The 24231-nt window shown below is 70.5% G+C and carries 24 protein-coding genes and 1 tRNA gene; 10 read left to right on the top strand and 15 right to left on the bottom strand.

Annotated features, from left to right (window positions below; all coding sequences use genetic code 11):
- Positions 1-143: 143 nt before the first annotated feature.
- The 3 genes from AB0H64_RS10890 to topA all read right to left on the bottom strand — a co-directional run bounded on the left by AB0H64_RS10890 (position 144) and on the right by topA (position 4940).
- Positions 144-713, bottom strand: coding sequence for a helix-turn-helix transcriptional regulator (locus tag AB0H64_RS10890; RefSeq protein WP_357622674.1), 570 nt, complete (start codon positions 711-713; stop codon positions 144-146).
- Positions 714-782: 69 nt separating this feature from the next.
- Positions 783-2084, bottom strand: a complete 1302-nt coding sequence (locus AB0H64_RS10885; protein WP_357622672.1) for a metallophosphoesterase — start codon at positions 2082-2084, stop codon at positions 783-785.
- Positions 2085-2156: 72 nt separating this feature from the next.
- Complete coding sequence (gene topA, locus AB0H64_RS10880; RefSeq protein ID WP_357622670.1) at positions 2157-4940, bottom strand: type I DNA topoisomerase; 2784 nt, start codon at positions 4938-4940, stop codon at positions 2157-2159.
- Between the two features lie 191 nt (positions 4941-5131).
- Here topA and AB0H64_RS10875 point away from each other — a divergent pair, with 191 nt between their 5' ends.
- Complete coding sequence (locus AB0H64_RS10875) at positions 5132-5317, top strand: DUF5703 family protein (protein ID WP_310707981.1); 186 nt, start codon at positions 5132-5134, stop codon at positions 5315-5317.
- 411 nt (positions 5318-5728) lie between these two features.
- Here AB0H64_RS10875 and AB0H64_RS10870 read toward each other — a convergent pair whose 3' ends face one another.
- Both AB0H64_RS10870 and AB0H64_RS10865 read right to left on the bottom strand, forming a co-directional pair.
- Complete coding sequence (locus AB0H64_RS10870; protein WP_357622668.1) at positions 5729-7771, bottom strand: chaplin family protein; 2043 nt, start codon at positions 7769-7771, stop codon at positions 5729-5731.
- 512 nt (positions 7772-8283) lie between these two features.
- Entirely contained in the window at positions 8284-8997 is a 714-nt protein-coding gene (locus AB0H64_RS10865; RefSeq protein WP_357622667.1) for a hypothetical protein, read from the bottom strand.
- A gap of 584 nt (positions 8998-9581) precedes the next feature.
- On the opposite strand from AB0H64_RS10865, the gene AB0H64_RS10860 reads away from it, so the two are divergent.
- Positions 9582-9667, top strand: a tRNA-Leu gene (locus AB0H64_RS10860).
- A gap of 600 nt (positions 9668-10267) precedes the next feature.
- On the opposite strand, the gene AB0H64_RS10855 is transcribed toward AB0H64_RS10860, so the two are convergent.
- Positions 10268-10486 (bottom strand): hypothetical protein, encoded by a 219-nt coding sequence (locus tag AB0H64_RS10855; RefSeq protein ID WP_357622665.1) that lies wholly within the window; start codon positions 10484-10486, stop codon positions 10268-10270.
- A 275-nt stretch (positions 10487-10761) separates the two neighbouring features.
- Between AB0H64_RS10855 and AB0H64_RS10850 the strand changes: the two genes are divergently transcribed.
- A complete protein-coding gene (locus AB0H64_RS10850; protein ID WP_357622663.1) occupies positions 10762-11256 on the top strand; it encodes a hypothetical protein in 495 nt (164 codons plus the stop codon).
- 683 nt (positions 11257-11939) lie between these two features.
- Here the strand turns inward: AB0H64_RS10850 and AB0H64_RS10845 are convergent.
- Positions 11940-12482, bottom strand: coding sequence for an SMI1/KNR4 family protein (locus AB0H64_RS10845; protein WP_357622662.1), 543 nt, complete (start codon positions 12480-12482; stop codon positions 11940-11942).
- Between the two features lie 777 nt (positions 12483-13259).
- Here AB0H64_RS10845 and AB0H64_RS10840 point away from each other — a divergent pair.
- Positions 13260-13451, top strand: coding sequence for a chaplin (locus tag AB0H64_RS10840; RefSeq protein ID WP_357622979.1), 192 nt, complete (start codon positions 13260-13262; stop codon positions 13449-13451).
- Here AB0H64_RS10840 and AB0H64_RS10835 read toward each other — a convergent pair.
- Entirely contained in the window at positions 13448-13978 is a 531-nt protein-coding gene (locus tag AB0H64_RS10835; RefSeq protein WP_357622660.1) for a hypothetical protein, read from the bottom strand. The two genes, AB0H64_RS10840 and AB0H64_RS10835, sit on opposite strands and share 4 nt — an antisense overlap.
- Positions 13979-14033: 55 nt before the next feature.
- Positions 14034-14657 carry a TetR/AcrR family transcriptional regulator gene (locus AB0H64_RS10830; protein WP_357622658.1) on the bottom strand — a complete coding sequence of 208 codons (624 nt, stop codon included), beginning with the start codon at positions 14655-14657 and terminating at the stop codon, positions 14034-14036.
- Positions 14658-14694: 37 nt separating this feature from the next.
- Here AB0H64_RS10830 and AB0H64_RS10825 point away from each other — a divergent pair, with 37 nt between their 5' ends.
- Positions 14695-15075 (top strand): hypothetical protein, encoded by a 381-nt coding sequence (locus tag AB0H64_RS10825; RefSeq protein ID WP_357622656.1) that lies wholly within the window; start codon positions 14695-14697, stop codon positions 15073-15075.
- 51 nt (positions 15076-15126) lie between these two features.
- On the opposite strand, the gene AB0H64_RS10820 is transcribed toward AB0H64_RS10825, so the two are convergent.
- Both AB0H64_RS10820 and AB0H64_RS10815 read right to left on the bottom strand, forming a co-directional pair.
- A complete protein-coding gene (locus AB0H64_RS10820; RefSeq protein ID WP_357622654.1) occupies positions 15127-15888 on the bottom strand; it encodes an alpha/beta hydrolase in 762 nt (253 codons plus the stop codon).
- Positions 15885-16469: a TetR/AcrR family transcriptional regulator gene (locus AB0H64_RS10815; RefSeq protein WP_357622653.1), complete on the bottom strand. Its 585-nt coding sequence runs from the start codon at positions 16467-16469 to the stop codon at positions 15885-15887. The genes AB0H64_RS10820 and AB0H64_RS10815 overlap by 4 nt, the downstream gene beginning before the upstream one ends.
- 184 nt (positions 16470-16653) lie before the next feature.
- Between AB0H64_RS10815 and AB0H64_RS10810 the strand changes: the two genes are divergently transcribed.
- Entirely contained in the window at positions 16654-17145 is a 492-nt protein-coding gene (locus tag AB0H64_RS10810; RefSeq protein ID WP_357622651.1) for a DUF6653 family protein, read from the top strand.
- A 133-nt stretch (positions 17146-17278) separates the two neighbouring features.
- On the opposite strand, the gene AB0H64_RS10805 is transcribed toward AB0H64_RS10810, so the two are convergent.
- Positions 17279-17731 carry a VOC family protein gene (locus tag AB0H64_RS10805; protein WP_357622649.1) on the bottom strand — a complete coding sequence of 151 codons (453 nt, stop codon included), beginning with the start codon at positions 17729-17731 and terminating at the stop codon, positions 17279-17281.
- Between the two features lie 186 nt (positions 17732-17917).
- Between AB0H64_RS10805 and AB0H64_RS10800 the strand changes: the two genes are divergently transcribed.
- Both AB0H64_RS10800 and AB0H64_RS10795 read left to right on the top strand, forming a co-directional pair.
- A complete protein-coding gene (locus AB0H64_RS10800) occupies positions 17918-18040 on the top strand; it encodes a hypothetical protein (protein ID WP_357622647.1) in 123 nt (40 codons plus the stop codon).
- Positions 18037-19026, top strand: a complete 990-nt coding sequence (locus AB0H64_RS10795) for a BtrH N-terminal domain-containing protein (RefSeq protein WP_357622645.1) — start codon at positions 18037-18039, stop codon at positions 19024-19026. The genes AB0H64_RS10800 and AB0H64_RS10795 overlap by 4 nt, the downstream gene beginning before the upstream one ends.
- Positions 19027-19036: 10 nt before the next feature.
- On the opposite strand, the gene AB0H64_RS10790 is transcribed toward AB0H64_RS10795, so the two are convergent.
- Entirely contained in the window at positions 19037-19807 is a 771-nt protein-coding gene (locus AB0H64_RS10790; protein WP_357622643.1) for an SDR family oxidoreductase, read from the bottom strand.
- A gap of 92 nt (positions 19808-19899) precedes the next feature.
- Positions 19900-20778 (bottom strand): AraC family transcriptional regulator, encoded by an 879-nt coding sequence (locus AB0H64_RS10785; RefSeq protein ID WP_357622642.1) that lies wholly within the window; start codon positions 20776-20778, stop codon positions 19900-19902.
- A 99-nt stretch (positions 20779-20877) separates the two neighbouring features.
- Between AB0H64_RS10785 and AB0H64_RS10780 the strand changes: the two genes are divergently transcribed.
- Positions 20878-21669, top strand: a complete 792-nt coding sequence (locus AB0H64_RS10780; RefSeq protein ID WP_357622641.1) for a phytanoyl-CoA dioxygenase family protein — start codon at positions 20878-20880, stop codon at positions 21667-21669.
- A 35-nt stretch (positions 21670-21704) separates the two neighbouring features.
- Here AB0H64_RS10780 and AB0H64_RS10775 read toward each other — a convergent pair whose 3' ends face one another.
- A complete protein-coding gene (locus tag AB0H64_RS10775) occupies positions 21705-23531 on the bottom strand; it encodes a protein-arginine deiminase family protein (protein ID WP_357622639.1) in 1827 nt (608 codons plus the stop codon).
- Positions 23532-23601: 70 nt separating this feature from the next.
- On the opposite strand from AB0H64_RS10775, the gene AB0H64_RS10770 reads away from it, so the two are divergent.
- A complete protein-coding gene (locus tag AB0H64_RS10770) occupies positions 23602-24219 on the top strand; it encodes a TetR family transcriptional regulator C-terminal domain-containing protein (protein WP_357622637.1) in 618 nt (205 codons plus the stop codon).
- Positions 24220-24231: the final 12 nt, after the last annotated feature.

The raw sequence follows: 24231 nt of genomic DNA, 5'->3' as shown, positions 1-24231 counted from the left end.
GCGTGAGACGGGCCGGGTAGGCCCGGTGGCCCGCCGCTGAGAGTATTACGTCGGCGGGCCGGCGCGCAGGTTTCGGACCGCGAACGGGCCCCCGAAACAGCCATTGTGGCCCCCCGTCCCGCTGCTCTTCGATGGTGTACGGCCTACGACCCTGGCCCCGGCTCGCCCCGGGCCTCTCGTACGAGCGGCAGCCAGGCCGAGCGCACGGCGTCGGGCAGGGGCAGCTCGTCCCAGAGCTCGACGAGCAGCACCCCGTCGACGTGCGCCAGCAGGTCCTCCGGACCGCCTGCCCCGAGCAGCGCGGCGTACGCCTCCCGGCGCTGCCCGCGGTCGGCGAGATCGTACGCGCGCCCCAGCACGGTCACCCTGGCCAGCGCCCGTGACGGCGGTAACCGCGGCAACCGGCTCGGCACGTGGAACGGCCTGCCGTCGGCGGCGACGCCCCGGGTGAACTCGACCTTGGGCTCCAGCGCCAGCCGGAACCCGGCGGCGTCGAGAATCCGCCCCGCCGTCTCCAGCGTCGGCGACTTGCGGCCGTGCTCGTACGCCGACAGCGTCGTCCGTGACGTGCCGCTGGCGCTGGCCAGCGCCGCCTGCTTCATGCTCGCGGCGTGTCTGGCCTGCTTGAACAGCCAGCCGCCGCGCTGCGCCCAGAACGTGACGTCGGGGACGCCGCCCCGCTCGAACACGCTCCCGGCCGGTGTGGACGTCATCGCCACCTCCTGGGTATCCCGACGGATACTACGCCAGGTAGGCTCCGGTGACCAGGGGATCGCGGAAAGTCACGATCGCAGCTCCAGCAGCGTGATCTCCGGAGGCGCTCCCACCCGGACCGGCGGCCCCCAGAACCCGGCGCCCCGCGTCACGTACACCTGCACCCCGTCCACCGTCGCGAGCCCCGAGACGACCGGCTGCTGCAACGGCACGACCAGGTTGAACGGCGCGATCTGGCCGCCGTGCGTGTGCCCCGAGAGCTGCAGGTCCACGCCGTGCCGGGCGGCCTCGGTCACCTGGACGGGCTGGTGGGCGAGCAGGACCGTGGACCGGCTCGGGTCGCGCCCGCCGAGCGCCTTGGCGAAGTCGGGGCCGTCGTCCACGGTCGCGCCGTTGATGTCGTTGACCCCGGCGAGGTCGAGCACGCCGCCCTGGTGACGGATCTCCACCCGCTCGTTGCGCAGCGACCGCACGCCCAGGTGGTCCAGCTCCTCGATCCACTCGGCCGGGCCCTTGGAGGTGTAGTACTCGTGGTTGCCCGTCACGAAGAAGGCCCCGTACCTGGACTCCAGATCGCGCAGGGGCCTCGCCAGCGGCCCCAGCTCGGCCACCGTGCCGTCCACCAGGTCGCCGACGATCGCGACCACGTCGGGACGCAGGGAGTTGATCATCCGGACGATCCGCTCGGCGTGGCCCCGGCCCGTGAGCGGCCCCAGGTGGATGTCGCTGACCACGGCGAACCGCAGGCCGCTCAGCCGCGAGTCGAGGTGGGGCAGCGTGACCTTGACCGGCTCGATGACGGGGTCGCCCAGCGCGCTGCTCACGCCGTACCCGACCGTGCCCAGCGCGCCCCCGCCCGCGACGGCGGCGGTCGCCCGCCCGAGGAACAGCCGCCGGCTCATGTCGGTCGCCTGCGGGGACCCGACAGCCGGGGCGGTGTCAGAGCCGGACCCGACTGGGGCGGTGTCAGAGCCGGACTGGACGGCCGGGGCGGTGTCAGGAGCGGAGCCGGGAACGGACGCGCCGGCCGGGACCGTCTCCGGTACCCGCGCCCCGGCATCCGCCCGCTTCCCGCTTCGCCGCATGACCGCCCACACGACCGCCCGCGGCACCTCCAGTACGACCAGGAACACCAGCAGGTAGAACATGACCGCCAGCCACAGGTACCCCGGCCAGGCCAGCCAGTGCCCCACCCCCAGCCGCGTGCCCGCGAAGGTCACCACCACCAGGACCCCGAGCCCGGCCAGCACCCAGGTCAGCACCCGGCGCAGCCGCCCACGGCGGGTGGTGGAGCGCACCAGCCGATGCCACAGGTACACATGCACGGCGGCGACCGCCACGACCATCATGAAGACGAAGCCCAAGACCACGCCGTCATGCTACGAGCAGCTACGCCCAAGGCGGCGTCCGGCCTGAGAGCCCTCTCAGCGAGGAGCGGACTCTCAGGGCTTGGCCGCGGACTTCTTCGCCGTCGTGCTCTTGGCCGTCGAGCTCTTGGACGTGGTGCTCTTGGACGCCGTGGTCTTCGACGTGGCGCTCTTGGCCGTCGTGGTCTTCGCCGCCGCGGGCTTCTTCGCGGCGGGCTTGCGGGCTGTCGGCTTCTTCGGCGCCGGGGCCCGCTCGCGCCGCTCGGCCAGCAGCTCGGCGGCCCGCTCGATCGTGATGTCCTCGACCGTGTCGCCCTTGCGCAACGACGCGTTGGTCTCGCCGTCGGTCACGTACGGACCGAACCGGCCCTCCTTGACCACCACGGGCTTCTTGGAGTTGGGGTCGTCGCCCAGCTCCCGCAGCGGCGCCGCGGCGGCGGCCCGGCCCCTGCCGCGCTGCTTGGGCTGCGCGAACAGCTCCTTGGCCTGCTCGATCGTGACCGTCAGCAGGTCGTCCTCGGACGCCAGCGACCGCGAGTCGGTGCCCTTCTTCAGGTACGGCCCGAACTTGCCGTTGAACGCGACGACCTCCTCGCCCTCCAACTCGCCGACGACCCTGGGGATCGACAGCAGCCTGAGCGCGTCCTCCAGCGTCACCGTGTCGAGGGACATGGTCTTGAACAGGGAGCTCGTACGCGGCTTGGCCGCGTCGGCCTTCTTGGTGCGCCGCTTCGGCGCGCCCTCCTCCTCCTGCGGAGCGGGCAGGACCTCCGTGACGTACGGCCCGAACCGCCCGTCCTTGGCCACGATCAGGTGCCCGGTCACCGGGTCCTGCCCCAGCTCCCGGTCGCCCGTCGGCCGCGAGAACAGCTCCTCGGCCTTCTCGGCGGTCAGCTCGTCGGGGGTCATGTCCTCGGGCACGTTGACGCGGGCGCCGTCGCGGTCGAGGTACGGGCCGTAGCGGCCGACCCGGATGACGATGTCGGTGCCCCGGATCGGAAAGGAGCTGATCTCCTTGGCGTCGATGTCGCCGAGGTCGGTGACCATCTCCTTCAGGCCCGCGTCGCCCTCCTGGCCGTAGTAGAAGCGCCGCAGCTCCGGCACCCGTTCGGCCCGGTCGTTGGCGATGTCGTCGAGGACCTTCTCCATCTCGGCGGTGAAGTCGTAGTCCACGAGGTTGCCGAAATGCTGCTCCAGCAGGTTGACCACGGCGAACGCCAGGAACGACGGCACCAGCGCCGTCCCCTTCTTGAACACGTAGCCGCGGTCGAGGATCGTGCCGATGATCGAGGCGTACGTGGACGGCCGCCCGATCTCGCGGTCCTCCAGCTCCTTGACCAGCGACGCCTCGGTGTAACGGGCCGGCGGCTTGGTGGAGTGGCCGGCGACGTCCAGCCGCGACAGGCCCAGCGCGTCGCCCTCGGCCAGGTTGGGCAGCCGCTTCTCGGAGTCGTCGCGGTCGGTCGACGGGTCGTCGGCCCCCTCCACGTACGCCTTCAGGAAGCCGTAGAACGTGATCGTCCGGCCGGAGGCGCTGAACTCGACGTTCTCGCCCGACGACGAACGGCCGCCGACCTTCACCGAGATCGACTCGCCCACCGCGTCCTTCATCTGGGACGACACGGTGCGCTGCCAGATCAGCTCGTACAGCCGGAACATGTCGCCCGACAGCCCGGTCTCGCCCGGCGTGCGGAACTCCTCGCCCGAGGGCCGGATCGCCTCGTGCGCCTCCTGCGCGCTCTTGACCTTGCTGGTGTAGACGCGCGGCTTGTCGGGCACGTACGCCGAGCCGTACAGCTTGATCGCCTGCGAGCGCGCCGCGGCGATCGCCGTCTCCGACAGCGTGATGCTGTCGGTACGCATGTACGTGATGAAGCCCTGCTCGTACAGCCGCTGGGCGACCTGCATCGTGTACTTCGCGGAGAAGCCCAGCTTCCGGCTGGCCTCCTGCTGCAGAGTGGTCGTCCGGAACGGCGCGTACGGCTTGCGGGTGTACGGCCGGCGCTCGACGGAACGGACCGCGAACGAGGCGCCCTGGAGCCGGGCGGCCAGCTCACCGGCGGCGGCCTCCGACAGGTGCAGCACGTCGGACGACTTGAGGGTGCCCGTGCTGGCGAAGTCGCGGCCCTGCGCCACGCGCCTGCCGTCGACCCCCGTCAGCGTCGCGGTGAAGTCACGCGGACGCTCCTCGGGCTTGTTGCTGTCGAACAGCGCCTGCAGGTCCCAGTAGTGGGCGGGTGTGAACGCCAGCCGCTCCCGCTCGCGCTCCACGACCAGCCGCGTCGCGACCGACTGCACGCGCCCGGCCGATAGGCGGGGCTTGACCTTCTTCCACAGGACCGGGCTGACCTCGTAGCCGTAGAGGCGGTCGAGGATGCGCCGGGTCTCCTGGGCGTCGACGAGGCGCAGGTTGAGGTCGCGGGGGTTGGAGACCGCGTCGCGGATCGCCTGCGGGGTGATCTCGTGGAACACCATGCGGTGGACCGGCACCTGTGGCTTGAGGACCTCACGCAGGTGCCAGGCGATGGCCTCGCCCTCGCGGTCCTCGTCAGTGGCGAGGAACAGCTCGTCGGCGTCACGCAGCAGCTGCTTCAGCTTGTTGACCTGCGCCCGCTTGTCGGGGTTGACGACGTACAGCGGCTCGAACCCATGATCGACGTTCACACCCAGGCGTGCCCACGGCTCCCCCTTCAACTTCTCGGGGATGTCGACGGCCTTCTCCGGCAGGTCGCGGATGTGGCCGATGCTGGACTCGACGATGTAGCCGCGCCCGAGGTACCCGGCGATCGTCTTCGCCTTGGCGGGCGACTCGACGATGACCAGGCGTGTTCCGCCGGCGCTGCCGTTGTTGGCTGGCACGCTGCTTCCTACCTCGCTGTTCGCTTGCAATTCCCCCTGCCGGGAGCCGGCACAGATCTGAAAGGTAACCCGACTCGCGGAATTTTCCTTCCCCCGGGGCTACCCACTAGCTTTCGGGTCCACCCACAAGCACGCAGAATAAGGCCCAACGAGCGGCACCGCGCCCTGACTCACCCTGGAGACTAATCGTTGTGCTCGACTACTCCTACATGGATATCTTCATTCCGCGCGATCTCTCCCGCGAAGCCGCACGTCAGCTGCTGACCGAGCACGCGGAGTACGGCCAGTGGGAGCTCTCGCGGGTGCGCCTGCACCCCGACGGGAGCCGGCAGGTGCGGCTGCGCCGCAAGGTCATGCGCGTCCGCCGCACCCTGTGACTTTCCTCAACGTACGCCACCTCCTGGTACGCGCCCGTCCCGACGCGCACATGGCTTTGCCCGTCCCGGGCCGCGCCCCCGAGACGGGCAAAGCGTCTGTGGACCCGCCCGCCTCCTGGTGCGGAGACGGGCGGGGTTTTCGGTCCGGCCGCCCATGGCGTGGGGGCCTGACCGTACCTCTTCTTCTTATGTGCTTGCGGCTGCCGTTCCGGGTGCTCTTACCGTGGAGTGAGAGCCCCGGGACGTGAGGTGAGATCGGCCACGTACCCCGGATCGAGGCCCACGCGGGGGACCGCCCACCTCCGGCACTTCACGCCGGGCGCTCACTTCCCGCCGAAGGGGAGCGGCGGGCCGCTCGTTCCCGGCCGAAGCGGGTGCTTACCTCCGGCCGAGGCGGAAGCGGCGGGGTGCCTACTTCCCGCCGAGACGGAAGCGGCGGGTGGCCGCGAACAGCGTCGCCGAGGCGGCGCACATCGCGCCCATCAGCAGCGCGACCAGGGCGCCGAAGCTCATCCCCGTGACCCCGGCGGGCCGCGCGGCGCTCATCAGGCCGATGTCGCCGACCGGAAGGGAGCGCGCGGCCGAGGTGGCGGCGCCACCGACCGGCGTGGCCGCGACCAGCGAGGTCGCCGGGGCGACCGCGGACAGTGGGCCGGACGTGTTGGACGCGACCTCCTTGGCGTGCTTGGCGCGCTTGACCGGCTTGGCGGGCTTGGCGGGCTTGGCGGGCTTGACCGGCTGCACGGCGGGCCGGGCAGGACGGTCGGGCAGGCCCGGCAGCGACGGCAGGACCGGCAGGCCCAGCGAGTCGGACATGTCGCCCACGACCGGGAGGTTACCGGCGCCCTGCATCTGACGCGCCACGTTCCCGGCGCCCTGGAGGCCGCCGACGGCCGGGACCGCCGGGAGGGCCGGCAGCATCCCGCCGCCCTGTGCGCCGGGAGCCGCGTACGGGTGACGGATCGGGCCGCCGTGGCCGGGGTGGCCGCCGTGGCCGTCGTCGGCCGGCTTGCCGACGTGCGCCCCGCCGAGGCATCCGGCGGCCGCGTCGCCCAGGACGGCGACCGCGTTGCCGCACACGTTGATCGGAGCGGTGATCGGCGCGACCACCTGGTTGCCGGCCAGCACACCCGAACGCCCGGAGGTGGTGTTGCCACCCGCGCCGGAGCCCTGCTGCGGCGAGACGCCGGCGCCGCCCTTGCAGTGCGCCTCGGCCAGGCCGAGGGCCGCGACGGCGTTGCCGCAGGCGTTGATGGGAGCGGTGATCGGCGCGACCACCTGGTTGCCGCTCAGCACGCCCGAACGCCCGGAGGTCCGGTTGCCGCCCGCGCCCCGGCCGCCGTCGTTCTTCACCGACGCGCCGCCCTTGCACCCGGCGAAGGCCCCGCCGAGCACGGCGACCGCGTTGCCGCACACGTTGATCGGAGCCGTGATCGGCGCGACGACCTGGTTGCCGCTCAGCACGCCCGAACGCCCGGACGTGGTGTTGCCACCCGCGCCCGTCCCGCGGCCGGTGTTCTCCACGGACGAGCCGCCCTTGCACCCGGCGGCCGCGTTGCCCACGGCGTTGCCACAGGCGGTGATGGGCAGGCTGATCGGGGCGATGACCTGGTTGCCGCTGCCGGCGCCGAACCGCCCGTCGGTGTCGTTGCCGGACGAGCCCGATCCGCCGTGCCCGCCGTGGCCGTGGCCGTAACCGCCGCCGGGGTGCCCGCCCGGGCGCCCGGTCGTGACGGACGAGCCGCCCTTGCAGCCCGCGAACGCCTCGCCCACCACCGCGACGGCGTTGCCGCAGACGTTGATCGGGGCGCTGATGGGCGCCACGACCTGGTTGCCGCCGAGCACGGAGTTACGGCCCGAGGTGGTGTTGCGGCCGGTGCCGGTACCGCGGCCGGTGTTCTTGACCGACGCGCCGCCCTTGCATCCGGCGGTCGCCTCGCCGAAGACGGCCACCGCGTTGCCGCAGGCGTTGATCGGCGCGGTGATGGGCGCCGTCACCTGGTTGCCGCCGAGGACGCTGTGCTCACCGGAGGTACGGTTGCCGCCGGGGCCGCCGCGCCCGTTGTTCTTGACCGTGGCGCCGCCCTTGCAGCCGGCGTCGGACCTGCCGAACAGGGAGACGGCGTTGCCGCAGGCGTTGATCGGGGCGGTGATGGGTGCGTTGACCTGGTTGCCGCCGAGGATGCTGGAGTCGCCGGACGTCTTGCCGGGGATGCTGGAGCGGCCGGTGTTCTCCACCGACGCGCCGCCCTGGGAGACGGCGTGGGACTCGCCGACCGCGGCGACGGAGTTGCCGCTGATGTCGATCGGCAGGGTGACGGGCAGGTTGACCTGGTTGCCGCCGCCGATGGAGTGGTCGCCGGAGGTGTCGGCCAGGGCGGTGCCGCTGCCGAACGACATGACCGCGACCGCGAGCAGAGCCGCGGGTGTGGAAGCCTTCGCCCACGTACGCATGATGAATGCTCCTATGACTTCTGGGGGGAATGAATTGCGCCTGACGGTTCGCGGCGGCGAGGCCGTACGGGAGCGTGACGCGTCGCCGTACAGCGGGACCTCGCGACCGCGAACCAGTGATGACTGACGTGTCGCCCGCCGGCGGAGGGGCTCATGCCCCGCCGATTCGGTGGAGCTGTGCCCTGCCGATTCGGAGAGGCTCGTGCCCCGCCGATTCGTGAGAGCGGGCTTACTGCGCCGCCGGCCTGTCGCCGGCGAGCCCGGCCCGTCGCGGACGGAAACCGTGGCTCCCGTCCCTCGCCGACCCGTCGCGCACGCGAACCACGACTCCCGCCTCTCGCCGGGCCCGTCGCGTGAGCGGCCGTCCGGCCTCTTCGGCCGGCCTCGCGCCTTCGTGACGGGTGCGGGCCGTGCCGGCCCGGTGGCGAGTGAGGCCGTGTCGGCCCCCGGCGGGTGCGGGCCATGGCCGCGCTCCGCCGCCGGCCCGTGAGGACCGGCATCAACGGCGTGGATCAGTCAGGTGAGAAAGAAGGGTCGTCCGCCGCTGTGCGGACGACGGGGGGAAGCACGCGCGCCACGACGGCGCGTCCAGCCTCGGGCCGCGGGTCGATGAATGACCTCGCGACGTCCCCCATACCTGGCCCGAACGGGCCGCCACCGCCGCCCGGCACCAGTCCATCGGTGCCCAGGATCTTGCTCGCGGTGGAGGAAGGCGGCAGGCCGGGGTCGGACTGGCTGGTCAGCCCGTCGACCGTGCGCCCTGCCATCGCCTCGGCGTTGTCCGCCGCCGAGACGGCACCGTCGCCCGTGGGGAAACCGTCCGCGAAGGACCCGGTGACGGCGTCGGGGGTGACGGAGTGGGAGCCGCTGACTCCCGTGGCTGCTTCTGGCACCGCCTCTGTCATTGCCACTGTTGTCATTGGCACTGTCGCGGCCGTCGCGGTCGCGCCGGTGGCGGTGGAGCCCGCCGTCCCGGTGCTCGCGGCGGCCGGAGCGGCGGAGAGAAGCGTCCCGAACAGGACGGCGAGCAACCAGCCGGCGGCGATCACGCCGCCTACCACTGCTGCCCGCGCGACCACCCGGCGGGCACCGGCCGCGAACCGCGCCATCCGGTGCGCCCGCTCGGTGATCGCCTCGCCTGCCGGAACGGCTACGGGCACGGGCACGGGCACGCGGAGCACGACTCGGGCCATCGCCCTCAGTCGTCGCACCGGCGTGCGTGTCACGTGACCTCCCCGTATCCGGAACCGACCTCACGTCATGAGGCCGGTCCCTGGACTCACCCCTCAACGATGCGTAACCGTACCAGCACCCAAGGTGATCGCAAGCGGTTTTCAGCGGAGACCCATGAATCAGTCAAGCTTCGGACCCTCGAACCACCGCGCTCCCCCGATTCACCCGCAGTTCCCTCCCATGGCGCGGCGACCGGCGCGGAGCCGGAGCCTGGGCGGAGGCGGGCCGAAATGGGGTGGAGGCGGCCGGCCGGGGCTGAGGCCGACAGCCTGGGCAGCTCCGGCAGCTCCGGCAGGAAGACGCGTCGACAGCGAGACGGCTCGAAGGGGAGACCGGGGCCCTGGCGACGCCTCTGGGCGGCGGGCGGCCTGCACGTGCACGCGACCACGGCTGCTCGTGTACGCGACCAAGGAAAAGGCCGCCGCGACAGACTGCCTGGAACGGCGCCACCCGGGCCCGCGCAGGCCGTCGGACGCCGCGCCACCCGCTCTCCGGGATTCGCGGTATCACGCACCCCTCAGAGTTTGCTAACCTTACTGAGCCGACGCGGGATGACGGTCCCACGTGCAGGCACCAAGTCCGGGTGGCGGAATAGGCAGACGCGCTAGCTTGAGGTGCTAGTGCCCTTTGCGGGGCATGGGGGTTCAAGTCCCCCCTCGGACACAGACCCGTACCCCATATGGTCCTGGTCGCTGGAGACGGCGACCAGGACTTTGTGTTGTGAGGGGTGGTAGACCAGCTCCGGGCCGAGACTGGCGTAGATCTTGGCTTTCCGGGTTTGGTCCGCCTAGCATCGCGCGAGCGTTGCCGAATTACTCTCTTAAGGATCAAGCGGCGGCGCGCCGCGCCGCCGTACTCCTGGCCCTTCGCCCGCCCGCCGTCCGGGCGTGCGGGCTGGGCCGGTCCCAGACGGCGGCGGAACACCGGGCCGGGCACGGCGCGCCGGCCCCGCCGTACCGACCGAACGCATCGACCGGGGTTGCCGCACCGCCGCACAGATGCAGCCCTACGATCGCCACGGCATGGCTGTCCGCCGTATGTGCCTGGGGGCGATCGAAGGTCCGGGGCATCGTGCTTCAGCCCCGGCCCACCGGATTACGGGTATCTCTGCGTGGCCCGAGTCCGAGGCGGATCGCTGGTAGATGATCAGGCATGCGCGGGCATCGTCACCTGCTCCAGCGAAGAAAGGCCAGACCTGGGAACGCTTCCCCGCCTGGCCTGATCTTTCCGGGCTTCTAGTCGATTTTCCGTGTCCGTTACGGGTTACAGTTCGCGGCTGGCGAAGAGTTCCAAGTGGGAGCACTGCGAGCAGCGATAGGCGTCCACCAGCCATTTGGGGCGGCCCATCAGCTTGGCTCCGCCGAATACGCCCCGTTCCAGTTCCCCTTCCACCCAGACGCCGAAGCCGGGCTGTTGACGGTCGGCCAGGAAACCCGGCTCCAGGCCCTGGTGGCCGCAGTAGGTGCACTTTCCATCAGACATTGGGCGATCATACGGACAAGCGGGTTTCTCGGCCATGGGCGATCGAGGAGGGGATGACTCTGCGGAACGACATGCACCATCGAGGTCATGCGGGGCCGTGGTGGCTGCTTCCTAGTTGCAGTTCTAGTTGCAATCCAGCGCCGACCAAAGCCGTCCCGGACGGGGCAGGCCGCGCATGTTGGTCCAGGTGGAACTGATCGGGACGAGTGAGATCCGAGCTGTTAATGCGGTTCGGCTAGCATCCGTACTTGCTGAACAGACCCAGGGGAGACAGCGTGGTGATCGTGCAGCGGATCGTGATCCGGTGGACAAAGCAAGCGCGTGGCGCCGCTGAGGCCAAGCGTCGACGCGAGATTCCCTTGGCGTTCGAGCTGCCGCCGATGCCCGACGAACCCCTCGTCGTCCACGATCTCCTTGCCGAGGAACGGACCAGATACGCGCCAACTGCTGTCATTGGCAGCCACCCTCTTCCAGCACAGCTCAATGGGCTGCTGTTTCAGTTGTCCGAAGCAGCCGTTGAAGCGGTGCGGACACCAGTGTGGTCGGCGTACCCGACCAACCGTTTCCCCGGCCGTGTGTTCTTGCTTGAACCAGGAGAGTGTGCCCGTTACCAGGCCAATTTCCGCTTCAGCGGCTACAGCACGGACTGGTACTACGAGCAATGGGTCATCAACATCGCCCATAAGCCGTGGCGACGCGACTTGTTCCTCACAGGGAAGATCGACCATGACAAGGACGAGCGAGTGTCTTTGTACGGCAGCCATCGCTAACTCGACTGTCCTCCGCGCAGGTCGAAGCCGTTGTCCTCGATGATCGGGCCGTTTTGAAAGCAGGATGTCAGCAGTTCAATCTCTTGGGCTCCACCAGCCGAAACACCCCGACACTGATCTGAGGTGGGACCCTACAGGGTGGGACGACGGCGACGGGACGATCAGGCTTGTGTGACCGGTGTGGGAAGTGCCGCTGCCCTAATCTTGTTCCGTCTTGATCGCTCAGGGGGACTATGTGCGCAAGCTCGTTTGGGTCATCGCCGCCATCTCGCTCTTAGCTGGTTGCGCAGTTTCGGGTCCTGGGCAAGGCGATCAGGGTGGCTTGGTCGACCCACCCGCAACCATGCGCCCCCTCGCTGATCTTGCGCGAGGCGTCAAAGGCAAGGTGTTGCTTCACCACGTCGATGACAAGGGCAAGAACTCTGGCTGGAGCACAAAACTCAAGATGAGGGCGTCGTTCCGCCTCGCCTTGGACTGCGTTGGAGCAAGCGGGACGATGATTGTTCATGTAGATCGGTCACAACTGCCTCGCCAATGCTCCATCGGGCCTGGCAACGTTCGGATCAGCATGATCCCTGACGAGCCAGCTGTACGTCGCGTCACGGTAGAGGTGCCCACAGGCGCCAAGTGGGCCATTCTCATTTCGAGGCCACCGCAAAGCTAGATCACCCTATCCACTCGCGCTAGGGCCGGCCTTGCGGGTGCTGCAGAGCGTAGAAGCCAGCACGCAGGTCATCCATCAACTCGGCGAAGGAACCGTGCCGCTCCGGTCCCTTATCGGACCAGGAGAACAGCTCGTAGGCAGCCCATTCTCCGTGCTCGTCCGCGTCTCCCGGGTCGAGGAACAGCACGCCGTCATCCGCCCCTTCCGAGAGCAGCAGCGCCCGCTGCATCAAGGCCGTCCCCTCATCGCTGTCGAAAGCCTCGACCCACCACGGCTCCAGGTCACGCAGCCACCCGAGTTCACCGGTACCGCGCACCTCGCCCCCAAAGCAGCCCGCCCTCTGCCAGCCGTCGCTTGTTAGGAGAAACTCACGAAGCGACGGCGGCAGCGCGCACCCCAGTCGCTTTTCCGCTGCGTCCACCTGCTCGATGGGGGCCGGCGGGAACCCGAACCAGCTGTCGATGACCGGCTTGTCCAGCACCGATTGCGGCCTCATGTCAGGGACGGTAAACAGGTCTTCGTTCCAGCGCTCCAGGAACGATTTCCAGGCGGTACGGTTCATGCGGGACTGCCTCAGCCAGTTGATCTACAGGGTTCAGCGTCTCACGGTGACGTCGGGGGAACCGTGCAATATATGTGCAAGATCTTGCTGGTGGAGACGGCCGGACAGGATGGCGCCGCAGGTCAGAAGCATCGAGCAGTAGGAACGGTCACGCGCTGTAAAACCGTCGGCTCTGCCTAGTCGAGCTCAAGCCATCGTTCTCCCTGCTCAAGAAGATGGGCGAACGGTTCAACACGCCCCTCGGACACGTACTCAACACACATGTGGAGGCCGGGTTGAACCCGAGCCTCCACTGGTTGTTTCTGCGGGTAGTACGTCAGACGTAGGCCCATCTGCGCGTCCAAGCCGCGCGCGGTGATCATGGCACGGCCGTCCGCCGCCATGGGCGCGGGCGGCGCTCGCCGCGCAGGCACGCCAGCCGCAGCATCACTTCGTCATGGCGTGCTGGGTTCTCGGCCCTCCGCTCGGGTCGCCGTCACCAGGGGCAAGGTAGCTGTGCGTGATGGGCGCATGTTCGAGGTCTGCCCGGCGAATGAGCGTCTGCCCGGCGAGTGAGCGTGTGCCCGCAGGGCCTCATCGACGCCTTGGCCTGCTCCGACTCGCTACACGCGAAGCAAACCGCTAAGGAACTCTCTGGCGTCAGTTGATTACTGTTGGCAATATTGGGTGGGCGTCGTCCCATCACCACGCCATCGCTGATGGCGGCCCCGGGGAAGGAATCCCATGTACCGATCCGCCGTGACCGCAGCGCTCCCGTTCCTGGCCGCAGCCGGGGTGATGCTCACCGCAGCGGCCCCGGCCAGTGCCGACTCCCGCGCTCAGGGGGTGGCCGCCGGCAGCCCGGGAGTCATCAGCGGCAACGTCATCCAGGTGCCCATCCAGGTTCCGATCAACCTGTGCGGCAACACCATCGACATTGTCGGGCTGCTGAATCCGACCTTCGGCAACACCTGCGTCAACGCCGACTAGAGGGCCCGGAGCCCCTGTGGGCTGCGGCGAGCCGCCACGTAGGTCACAGGATGCCGGTGAGGCAGCGCCGGTCGGGCGGTGAGGGCGTAGCGGCGGTAGGGCGGCACCGTGGCCAGGTCCGTGCCGATCTCGTCGGCGAAGACGGCCAGGACGTCCGGGGCCTCGGCCTCCGGCAGATACGCCGGTGTGATCTCCAGGCACATCCGTCCGATCTCGGCGGCCATCACGTACAGCTGCTCCACCAGGGCCCTGCCCACGCGGATACGAGGATCGCCGGCCGGTGGCCGGGTCGGGGCGCTGACCTGGGCGATCGCGCGGCGCAGCAGCTCTGCGGCGCCGGCCTCGATCAGCTCGCGGTCGGCGCCTCGTGCCTGTGCGGCCAGGCGGGCCGGCACCGCGGCGACCTGCTCGACCTGGCCGCGGACGTCGAGCAGAGCGCGGCCGGACAGGGCGAGGCTGTCTCCCACGGGAGACAGCCCGGTCGCGGCGGCGGCGCTCGACAGCAGCCGGTCGGCGGTGATGGCCATGTCGATCAGCCGGTAGGCGTGGGCGCGGCGATCCCTGGTGCTCTGAGGTAAGCGGTCACACGGCGCGGCAGAGGGCGTGTTCGGCGGCGCGGGCCATCAGGGCGGCGACGGTGTCGGCGGACAGTGATCGTCCGGTGAACAGCAGGTCGAAGGCGTCGAAACTACTGTGGAGCCATAGCAGGTGACCGGCCTGGTCGATGCTGACGTCGTCGCGGAGGGCGCCTTGATCGTGGAGGCGCTGGGCCAGGTCGTTCATGCCCTGGGCGCGGCCGTCCTCAAGCCGGCGGACGGTGCCGCCGACGGCGTCGGCGTCGAGTTGCGCCATGGAGAACAGGGCGCGCAGTACGTCTCGGTGCGCGGCGTACATGTGCACGTTGCCGGTGATCCCGTCGCGGAGCCCGCGCCGGGCGTCGGGTTGCAGGACGGCGGTGACCATGTCGGTGAACCCGCCGCGGTGGAGCAGGTCCATACCGAGCGCGTCGAACAGGCCGGCGCGTGATCCGAAAGCGGTGTAGATCGTCGAGCGGGACACCTCGGCGAGCTTGGCGACCTTGTCCATGCTGACCTGCTCGAAGGGGGCCTCGACGAGGCGCTGGTAGACGGCGTCCAAGATGCGGCGCCGAGTCTGGTCGGCGGCCTTGGCCCGCAGCCGCTGGTCGTACTTGCGGGGAGGGGGCATGCCCTTGAGCCTACCGCTTCGCTTGACAGCAAGTCCGATGAAAGACAACATGTCCGACGAAAGACAGGCTGTCCGACGAAAACAGCCTGCGCCGTTGTCGCGCCATCAGGAGTCAGCATTGCGTGTGATGATCCGCTACGCCGTCAAGCCGGAACTGGTCGACCACAGCCTCGAGTTGCTGCGACAGGTCTACGCGGACCTGGAGAGCAGCCGACCGCCGCGACTGCGCTACGAGACCTTCCGCCTTGAGGGCACCGGCCAGTTCATGGCCATCATCGAATCCGACGGCGGCCCGGCCGAAGCCGCCCACCACCGCCTGTCGTCCTTCCAGCGCTACCGGACCGCGCTGAACGAGATCTGCATCCAGCCGCCGACCGTGACCCACCTGGAATCGGCCGGTGCCTACCAGTCCCGGTGAAACCCACCCTGCCACTCACCCAAGGAGCCCCCTGGCGATCCCGCACGTTGATCAACTGTCTGTCAGGAAGGCGAGTGCGTCGGGGGCGAAGCGCTTGTCGGTGAATGTGCCGCTGTGGTTTCGGCCCGGGTAGACGACGAGCTGGGCGTCGGGGATGCCCTCGATCGTCTGCCTGGCCAGTTCCAGCGGGTAGACGAGGTCCTTGCCGCCCTGGATCAGCAGCGTGGCCGCCTTGATGTCGTGCAGCCGTCCGCGCAGGTCGAAGCCATCCTCTGCATTGAGCACCGTGACGGCGTCGGCGTAGTCCTTGTGGCTGCCGTCCGACAGCCAGAGCAGGCCTTTGAGCAGTCTCCGGCCGATCGCTGATTCGGTGACGATCTCGGCCAGCGCGGGGCTCGGCCGCTTGCCTTGGCGTGCGCGCTGGATGTAGGCGCGCTGGGCTCGTCTGCCGACCTGGCCGAGAGTGAAGGCCGTCCCCGCAAGGACGAGGCGGTCGACCAGGTCGGGGTGGTCGGCGGCGAGTTGCAGGGCGATGGATCCGCCGGTGGAGATGGCCAGCATGTGCACCGGGCCGTCGAAGGTGGTCTTGATCGCTTGCGCGAAGAGCGCGGCGAGGTCGGCCATCGTCGTGGTCGATGGCAGCCCGGGTGGACGGTTGACGACGTACACCGTGAAGTGCTTGGTGAACGGTCGCACCATGCGCATCGTGGACCAGCGCGCCAGGCCCGTCGGATTGGCCGCCTGCGGAGTGTAGAGCAGGACGACCAGGGGTGGTCCATCGCCGGCCGACAGGTACGGCAGCCCGTTCATCATGCGGTGATCCCTTCTGTGACCGCGTCGATCAGGCGGTCCATCGCGGCCGGGTAGATCTCTGCGCCCAGGTGCTCGGCATGCAACGGGGTCAGCAAGACCGCACGCAGCACGCCGAGCAGTACCTGCGGGTCGCCTTCCAGATGGGCGTCGAGGAACTGGAGCAGGTCGGCCATCGGGCCGTCCTTGGCGGCGGCCATCCGCTCCGGGGTGAGCTTCGCGGCGACCGCGGCCATCTCCTCGGGATGGGACATCAGCCGCCGGTAGAGCGGGTTGGTGTCGAGTTCGGCGACCGTGGCGCGCAGGAAGCGCCGCAGCGCGTCGCGAGTGTCGGTACCGCGGTTGAGCCCCTCGTCGATCACGCGCCGCCGCACCTGCTCGCTCTGCCGCAGCACGGCCTCGAAGTACAGGTCCTCCTTCGAGTCGAAGAAGGCATACAGCGACGATTTGGCGATGCCCGCCGGAGCGGTCAGCTCGTCCAGGGACGTCTTGCGCAGGCCCTGGGTCGAGAAGAGGCGGGTGGCGGTGTCGAGCAACTGCTCGATGATCCGTGACCGCTCTTCCTCGGAGAACGCCGCCGGCATAGTATCTCCATATGAACAGATTGGTTTTTCGTTCACAGCATAGTCGTCGGTGGGTGGGCGGACGCAAGTCGTCCGTCCGCGTCCGCAGGTCTTCGGACGATGCATTCCGGCGCTCGGCGGGTCCCGCGTTCATCGTGAACGGGGAGACGGTTGCGCGGCCGCTCTCACCTTGCTGGAGATCGGTATGAAGTCCCTGTCCGCGGTCGCCCAGGCCTTCCGCATGACCGACGAGGCATGGAAACGGCACGCCAACCCGTGGAGCGTCTACACGCGCTTCGCCGCGATCCCCGGCATGATTCTCGCCATCTGGAGCCGGACCTTGATCGGCTGGTGGTCGCTGCTCCCGGTCGCCGCCGTGATCGTCTGGCTGTGGCTCAATCCCCACGTCTTCCGCCCGTTCGAAGCGGCGGACAGCTGGGCGGCCAAGGGCATCTACGGCGAGAGACTGTGGCTGCAGGAGCGGAACCGGGTGCCCCAGGAGTACCGAACCCTCCTACGGTGGCTGATCCCGGTCGGCCTCGCCGGATTCCTCCTGCTGGCATGGGGGCTGATCGCACTGCAGGTTTGGCCCACCGCCTTCGGGGCGACGCTCATCGTGCTCGCACAGCTATGGCGGATCGATCGGCTCGGCCTGCTGTATGAGGACAACCAGTGGCGGGGCCAGGAATCGTCGTAGGTGCAGGCCGGGAAACGATCACCTGCCGCCCCGGGAAGCGATCTTCCGGACTGCATCTCGCCCCAGGTCACCCCCACTCGTGAACACCCCGGCCGCTGGTTGCTTCCTCCGGACGGAAGCGAGGGGAAGCCGTTCAACGATCCGCGAAGGCGCCGCGCCTGGAGACGAAGATGCAGAAGGGATGTCCGGCCAGGTCGGCGTACACCCGCAGGGGCTCCTCGGCGTCGTCCATGCGGTCCAGCAGGAGCCGGCCGCCGAGGCGCATGACGCGTTCATGCTGGGCCCGCAACTCCTCGACCGATGCCACGGTCAGGTCCAGGTGCAACTGCTGCGGCACCCCGTCCTGTGGCCAGGTCGCCTCCGGCAGTTTGTCGACCTGCTGGAAGGCCAGCTGTGGAGCGCCGTCCGGGGTCCTCAACACCAGCCAGTCGCGGCCCCGCTCGTCGTCGACCGTCGGTTCCGGCGGCTCGTCGCCGGGCCGGTAGACGAGGCCCAGCAGGGACCGGTAGAACTCCGCCAGCGCCCTGGCGTCGGTGCAGTCGAGCACCACCTGACACAGCCTGAGCCCGCTGTCCTGATCGGCCACTCGAACGTCGCCCCCCTGTGGTCATTCCGCATCCGCGTCATGCCCTCTGCACGCGGCGCCAGGGGTTAAACGTGGAGGGCGGCGGTCTGGACGCCGTCGGCGAGCCAGGGCACGAACGCCGTCCACCTTCTGCGCGGCGCGCGCCCATTCCTCGCGGCCGGGCCCGCACAGCAGAGTGAAGGCGTCGTGGAACAGGTCGGGGTGGACTCTCCCACCGCGGGAGGGTCCACCATGATGGCCGTGCACCCGGCCCTGACCATCGCCCTGATGGCCCGGCTGATCATCCCCGTTGAGGAGAGCATGGCATGACGAAGGTGAGAGACGTCGACACCCGCGGTACGCAGCACTGCGAGACGACGGCTCTGGGGGTGCTGCTGCGGCACCAAGGAGTCGATCTGTCCGAGCCCATGCTCTTCGGCCTCGGCTCCGGTCTGTCCTTCGTCTACTGGGACAGCAAGAGCATGGACTTCCCCTTCCTCGGCGGACGGGTCAAGCCTTTCGAGCTCACCAGGAACCTGGCCACCAGGCTCGGGCTGGAGCTCGTGGTACGGGAGACCGCCTCCCCCCGCAGGGCATGGGAGAACGTGGCGGCCCCCATCGACGCCGGCCACCCCGTCGGGTTGCAGCTCGACAGCTACCACCTGGACTATTTCGGGTCGAAGGTGCACTTCGGCGGTCATGTCGTCGCCATGTACGGCTACGACGACCATGACGCCTACCTGGTGGACACCGACCAGCAGGGCGGAGCGGTATCCACCAGCCTGACCAGCCTCGCCCGGGCCAGGGCCGCGCGCGGCCCGATGACCGCCAAGCACCGGTCCTTCACCCTCACCGCCCCGAAGGATCTGCCTTCCCTGCGGGACCTGGTCGTTCCCGCCATCACCGCCTGCGCCGGCGCCTTCCTCGACCCGCCCATCGCCAACCTGGGGCACCGTGGGATCGACAAGGCCGGCAAGCTGGTACGCACCTGGCTCCAGCGGACCGACGACCCGCGGCGGGACCTGCCGCAGGCCGCCCTCCTGATGGAGAAGGCCGGCACCGGCGGCGCCCTGTTCCGCAATCTCTACCGCGACTTCCTCGCCGAGTGCATCCAGCTCCTCGACAGCGGCCACCTGCGCACCGGCCACGAGCTGTACACAGAGGCCGCCACCCTGTGGACGGAAGCCGCGGCGCTGATCACGAAGGCCGGTGAGGCAGGCGATGCGCGGTGCCTCGTACAGGCGGGCGAGGTCCTGTGCGAACTCGCCCGCATAGAGCGCGCGGCCATGCAGGCGCTGAGCCGGATCCAGCCCTGACACCCGAGGGTCAGGCGGCGGCGATGGGGCCGAGATACGTTCCGCCGGAGACGTCGATGGTCTGGCCGGTCACCCAGCGGCCCTGCGGTCCGGCCAGGAAGGCGACGACGTCGGCGACGTCCTCCGGCTCGCCGAGCCGTCCGAGCGCGGTGATCGCCTCCAGTCCGGCGACCACCTCCGGGATGGAGGTGTAGCCCGCGGTCAGGTCGGTGCGGACCGCGCCGGGCGCGACCGTGTTCACGGTGATGCCGCGCCGGCCGAGCTCGTTGGCCAGCGAGGGGGCCATCGACTCCAGCGCGGCCTTGCTAATGGTGTAGCCGATCTGCGTGGAGACCGCGAAGCGGCTGGCGGTGGAGCCCATGTTGACGATGCGGCCGCCGTCGTTCAGCAGCGGCAGGGCCCGCTGGATCACGAAGAACGGCGTGGTGACGTTGATCGCCAGCAGCAGGTCCAGCTCCTGCGGGGTGACCTGCGCGATCGGGTTGCCGGAGCCGATGCCCGCGTTGTTGACCACGATGTCCAGGCCGCGCCCCGCCAGCCCCGCCGTCAGGCCCTCGAAGAGCCGGTCCACCTCGCCGTACTCGCCGAAGCGGGCCCGGACGGCGAACGCGCGGCCTCCCGCCTCCTCGATGCGGGCCACGGTCTGCTCAGCCGCCTCGTCGTTGCCGCCGTAGTGGACGGCGACCTCGGCGCCCTCGGCGGCCAGCCGCAGCGCCACCGCCCGGCCGATGCCCCGCGACCCACCCGTGACCAGCGCCGTCTTGCCTGCCAGGAAACCCATGTCAGCTCCTCAGTTGCGGGGCCGGTCCTCGGTGCGGACCCGGCCATGGGTCAACCGTGGCGTGGGCGGCTCACCGCACGCTCACCGGCCGCTCACCGCATGTCGCCCAGGTCGCCGCCTCGGCTGTGGCGCCGGTACTCGGAGGGTGTCAGTCCGACCAGCGTCCGGAAGCGGCGGGCGAAGTACGTCGGGTCGTCCCAGCCGACGGCGGCGCCGACCCGGGCGGCCGGCAGGGTCGAGTGCGCCAGTAACGTGGCGGCGCGCTCGGCCCGCAGCCGGGCCAGGAAGCCCAGCGGCGTCAGCCCGACGTACCGTCCGAACAGCCGGCCCAGATAGGCGGGATCCAGGTTGACCGCCCGGGCGAGATCGTCCAGCCGCCACGGCCGGGCGGGATCGGCCTCGAGGCGGGCGACGGTGGCGGCGACGGCGGGGTGAACGACGGGCTCGGACGTCTGCCGTCCGGGGTCGCGGCCGTCGGCCAGGATGCCGAGCACGGTGACCAGCCGGCCCAGCACGCGGCCCGGCCGGCTCCGCGCGCCTCCGAGGTCCCGTTCCAGCAGGCTGATCTCCGCGATGGTCTCCTCGGCGGCGGCCGGATCTACGGTCGTGACCGCCACGCCGTGCGTGCCGGACGCCACCGGATCGGTCCACAGCATCCGGCGCAGCATCGGGATGTCGTACAGCGCCGCCAGCTCGGCTCGTAGCGCCTGGGCGGACAGGCAGCAGTTGGCGACGGTCAGGTCGCTGCAGTCCCGGAAGCCGTGCCAGGCGCCGGGGCGGAGCACGATGACCTGCCCGCGCCGCAGTGCGTGCTCGCCCTGGCTGGTCACGTGCCGGCCGTGACCGCCGCCGATCACCGCGATCTCGAGGAAGTCGTGCGCGTGCGGCTCGATGTCGAGATCCACGTGGTGAACGCCTCCCAGGACCGGGCTCCCGGCGAACAGCGCGTGCTCGTGCAGTGTGGCAGGCATGTCGGGATCATACGACTGCTCGCCGGAATCGGCCTAGCCCGTGGCGGCACCCAACGGCGACGCTTGCAGCAGCCCAATGGCATGACCATGGAGGTCAGTATGGACACGACCACGATCGAGCAGCCCGGCAGCGACGTCGGCGCCGACGGCCGGGTGTCGGACGAGCTGGTGTCGGCGTACCGCGAATCCGGTTTCGTACGAGTACGAGGCGTCCTCGATCCCGGCGAGGTCGAGCGCTTCCGGGCGAGCGCCGAGGCGTTCCTGGAGACGCATCGCGCGGAGAGTCTGGAGAAGCGGGGCGTCTTCAGCCAGCTGGTCAACGTCTGGCAACACGACCGGACCCTGCGGGAGCTCACGTTCCACCCGCGGCTCGGCCGGATCGCCGAGCAGCTCGCCGGGTTCTCGCTGCGGCTCTGGCACGACCAGATGCTCGTCAAGGAGCCGCACAACAACGCCGCGACCGAGTTCCACCAGGATCGTCCGTACTGGCCGCACGCGGGTGACCGGCTCCCGCTGTCGGCGTGGATAGCGCTGGTCGACGTTCCGCCGGAGCGGGGCTGCATGACCTTTCTGCCCGGCACCCAGGATCGCACCGGCCTGCGCCCGCAGGACCTCCACCATGAGGAGGACCTGTTCACGATGGACCCGTCGCTGCGCTGGATCCCCCGCGTCACCGTGCCGCTCCGCGCCGGCGACTGCACCTTCCACAGCGGCTACACCGGCCACATGGCGCTGCCCAACCGCACCGACCAGGCCCGGCTCGCGCACGTCACCATCTACATGGACGAGGCGACCCGCTACAGCGGGGGCGGGCACGTCGTGACCGACCCTCTCGGGCTCGCCGCGGGCGAACGGTTGGACGGCGACGCCTTCCCCCGCCCCTGGGCCTGAGCGGGACCGGCGGCCCGGGGGGGAGCAGGGGGGCGTCAGCGCGTCCACCAGCGGGCGGTCGAGCCGGTGTCGCGCAGGGCGTTGGTGGCGCAGTGGACCTCGCCGCCGAGCAGGTGCGCCCACGACAGGTCCGCCACCCAGCGCACGCGCACGCCCTGGGCCGCCAGCGCGCGCCGCGCGGTCTGCCGGAACAGGTCGTGCCCGCCGACGACCGGGCCGTGCGGGTCGGGCGCGGCGAAGTCGCGGGCCGTCAGCGACAGCCCGTTGGGGATGCCGGGCGTGTACGCCCTCAGCAGCGACGGATCGGCCTGGCTCGCGCCGAACAGCACGGGCACCCGCACGATCTCCGAGCGCCGCAGGCCCGTCGCGGCCAGCATGGTGTCGAGCTGCGCGTCGATGTGCCCCGCGGCCCGGTCGTTGGCGGTCATGAGCGCCCGGTCGCCCAGCAGCCCCTCGACCGTGGAGGAGCCGGGGAACAGCCGGGTGCCGCCGGCGCCGGCGGCCCGGGCCCGGCGCAACAGCCGCGCGGCCATGCGGGGGTCGGCGACCATGAGGGTCCATCCGCGCGCGTTGCCTGCGCGGACGACGTGCATGGTCTCGTCCACGTGGCCGACCATCAGCCAGCCGGTGTCGAGCACCACGGGCGGCTGGAGTCCCTGCCCCATGCCGGTCAGCAGGCGGACGAAGGCGGGGTCGGGGCGCCGGGTCCGGCCGGTGCCGTACACGAGCCGTCCCTGCGGGTGGCCGGCGTACGGCGGGAGCGATTCGACGTTGCCCGTGGAGTTGCGCAGGTCGGTCAGGTGGTCGCGGCGGGTGAGGGTGAGCTGCTGCACCACGGCGACCCCCGGCCCGCGCAGGTCGCGGAAGAGCAGCCGGGCCATGGGCCGGGGCGTGGGCGCGCTCGCGTCGCCCAGGTCCAGCACGTTGCCCGACCTGACCAGCACGCGCATCGTCCTGACGTCGCCGGGCACGGGCATGGAGGCGGTGGTCGGCTCGAAGACGTCCTGCCACCAGGTGTCCTTCCACCACTGGGACGTGCCCGCGACGAACCTGGGCGAGCGCACGCCGGCCGCGCGCGTGGCGCCTCGCAGATCGCGGGCGAACTCCCGCCACCCGCCAGGCAGGCCGTCGGGGAAGGGCAGCGCGGGCGGTGCGCCCGGGCCCGTACCGGGCTTGCCCGCCAGCACCTCGACGGCCGGCTGCAGGTCGTTCTGGAGCAGCAGGGGCGCCTCGCGCATGCGGACGCGGACGGTGGAGCGCCGGCCGCGGTCGGCCACGGTGAGCGTGATCGTCACCCGGCCGTCCCATCGGGTCCTGTCGCGGACGATGTCGCGTCCTTCGACGCCGAGCTCCAGGCCGGCGCGCAGCTCCGCGGCGGTGAGCAGGCCGCCGCCCTCGGGCAGCGCGGGCCGGAAGCCGCCGGCCGGGCGGTCGCCGTCGCGCCGGGCGAAGATCCGCACCTTGTCCGGGGCGTCGACGCTCAGCCGTCCGGTGGCGGCGTCGCCGAGGCCGGGCATGGCGGGCAGCCGGAGCCGCGCCAGGTCGGCCGCGTCGCGCTCGCCGTTCACGCGGGCGTCGGCGGCGTCGTGGCAGGCGGCCAGCCGGGCGTCGGCCGCGCAGCCGGGAGCGTCCAGGTCGGCGTCGTCCACCCGGCAGCGGCGCTCGCTGTCGTCGAGGTTGGGCAGGAAGATCGCCTCCCCGGCCGCGGGCGCGGCGTCGACCTCGCCGTCGTGGTCGGCGTCAGCGAGCAGCACCGGTGTGGGGAAGCCGGTGACAGGGACGGCAGGGGTGGCGAGCGGCCAGGCTCCGGTGAGCGTGGCCACTGCCGCGCAGGCGGCGGTCGTCGTTCTCGCGGGCATCATCACGGCCTCCCAGAGGATTTATCACAAGCGAGATAAAAACAAACTATCACAAGCGTGATATAAAAGTGCGATGCCGAAAGTGGTCGATCCCGTCGAACGCCGTCGCGAGGTGGTGGACGCCCTGTTCAGGGTCGTCGTACGCGACGGGCTGCAACGCGCGTCCTTGCGCACCGTCGCCGCCGAGGCGCGGCTCAACATCGGCTCCCTGCGCCACTACTTCGCCACGCAGGAGGAGCTGATGCGCTTCGCGATGACCTCGATGATCGAGCGGGTGAGCGAGCGGTTGCTGGCGGCGGTCGAGGAGGCGGGCGACCTGGCGGCGCTGTCAGCGGAGGAACGGCTGGAGCTGGCCGTCCGGCTGCTGGGCGAGCTGCTGCCCCTCGACGGGCGGCGTCGCGCCGAGGTCACGGTGTTCCTCGACTTCGCCACCGCCTCCAGAACCGACCCCGCGCTGCGGGACCTGGCCGGGCGGGTCGCGGTGGGCACGCGCGCGTTCGTCGGCCGCGTGCTCGAACGCCTGGAGGCGGGGGGCGCCCTGCGCCGGGGGCTGCGGCTCGACGTGGAGACCGAGCGGCTGTCGGCGCTCGTCGACGGCCTCGGCATGAACGCCGTCCTGCATCCCGAGCTGGTGAGCGGTCAGGACTGCCTGGACGTCGTGCGCGCCCATCTCGGCGCGCTGGCCGCGTAGGGTCGCACCGCC

Source organism: Nonomuraea sp. NPDC050733 (assembly GCF_040654215.1).
Classification (GTDB): Bacteria; Actinomycetota; Actinomycetes; order Streptosporangiales; family Streptosporangiaceae; genus Nonomuraea.
Note: the sequence above shows the minus strand (reverse complement) of the source record. Positions and strands in the feature narration are given on the sequence as shown.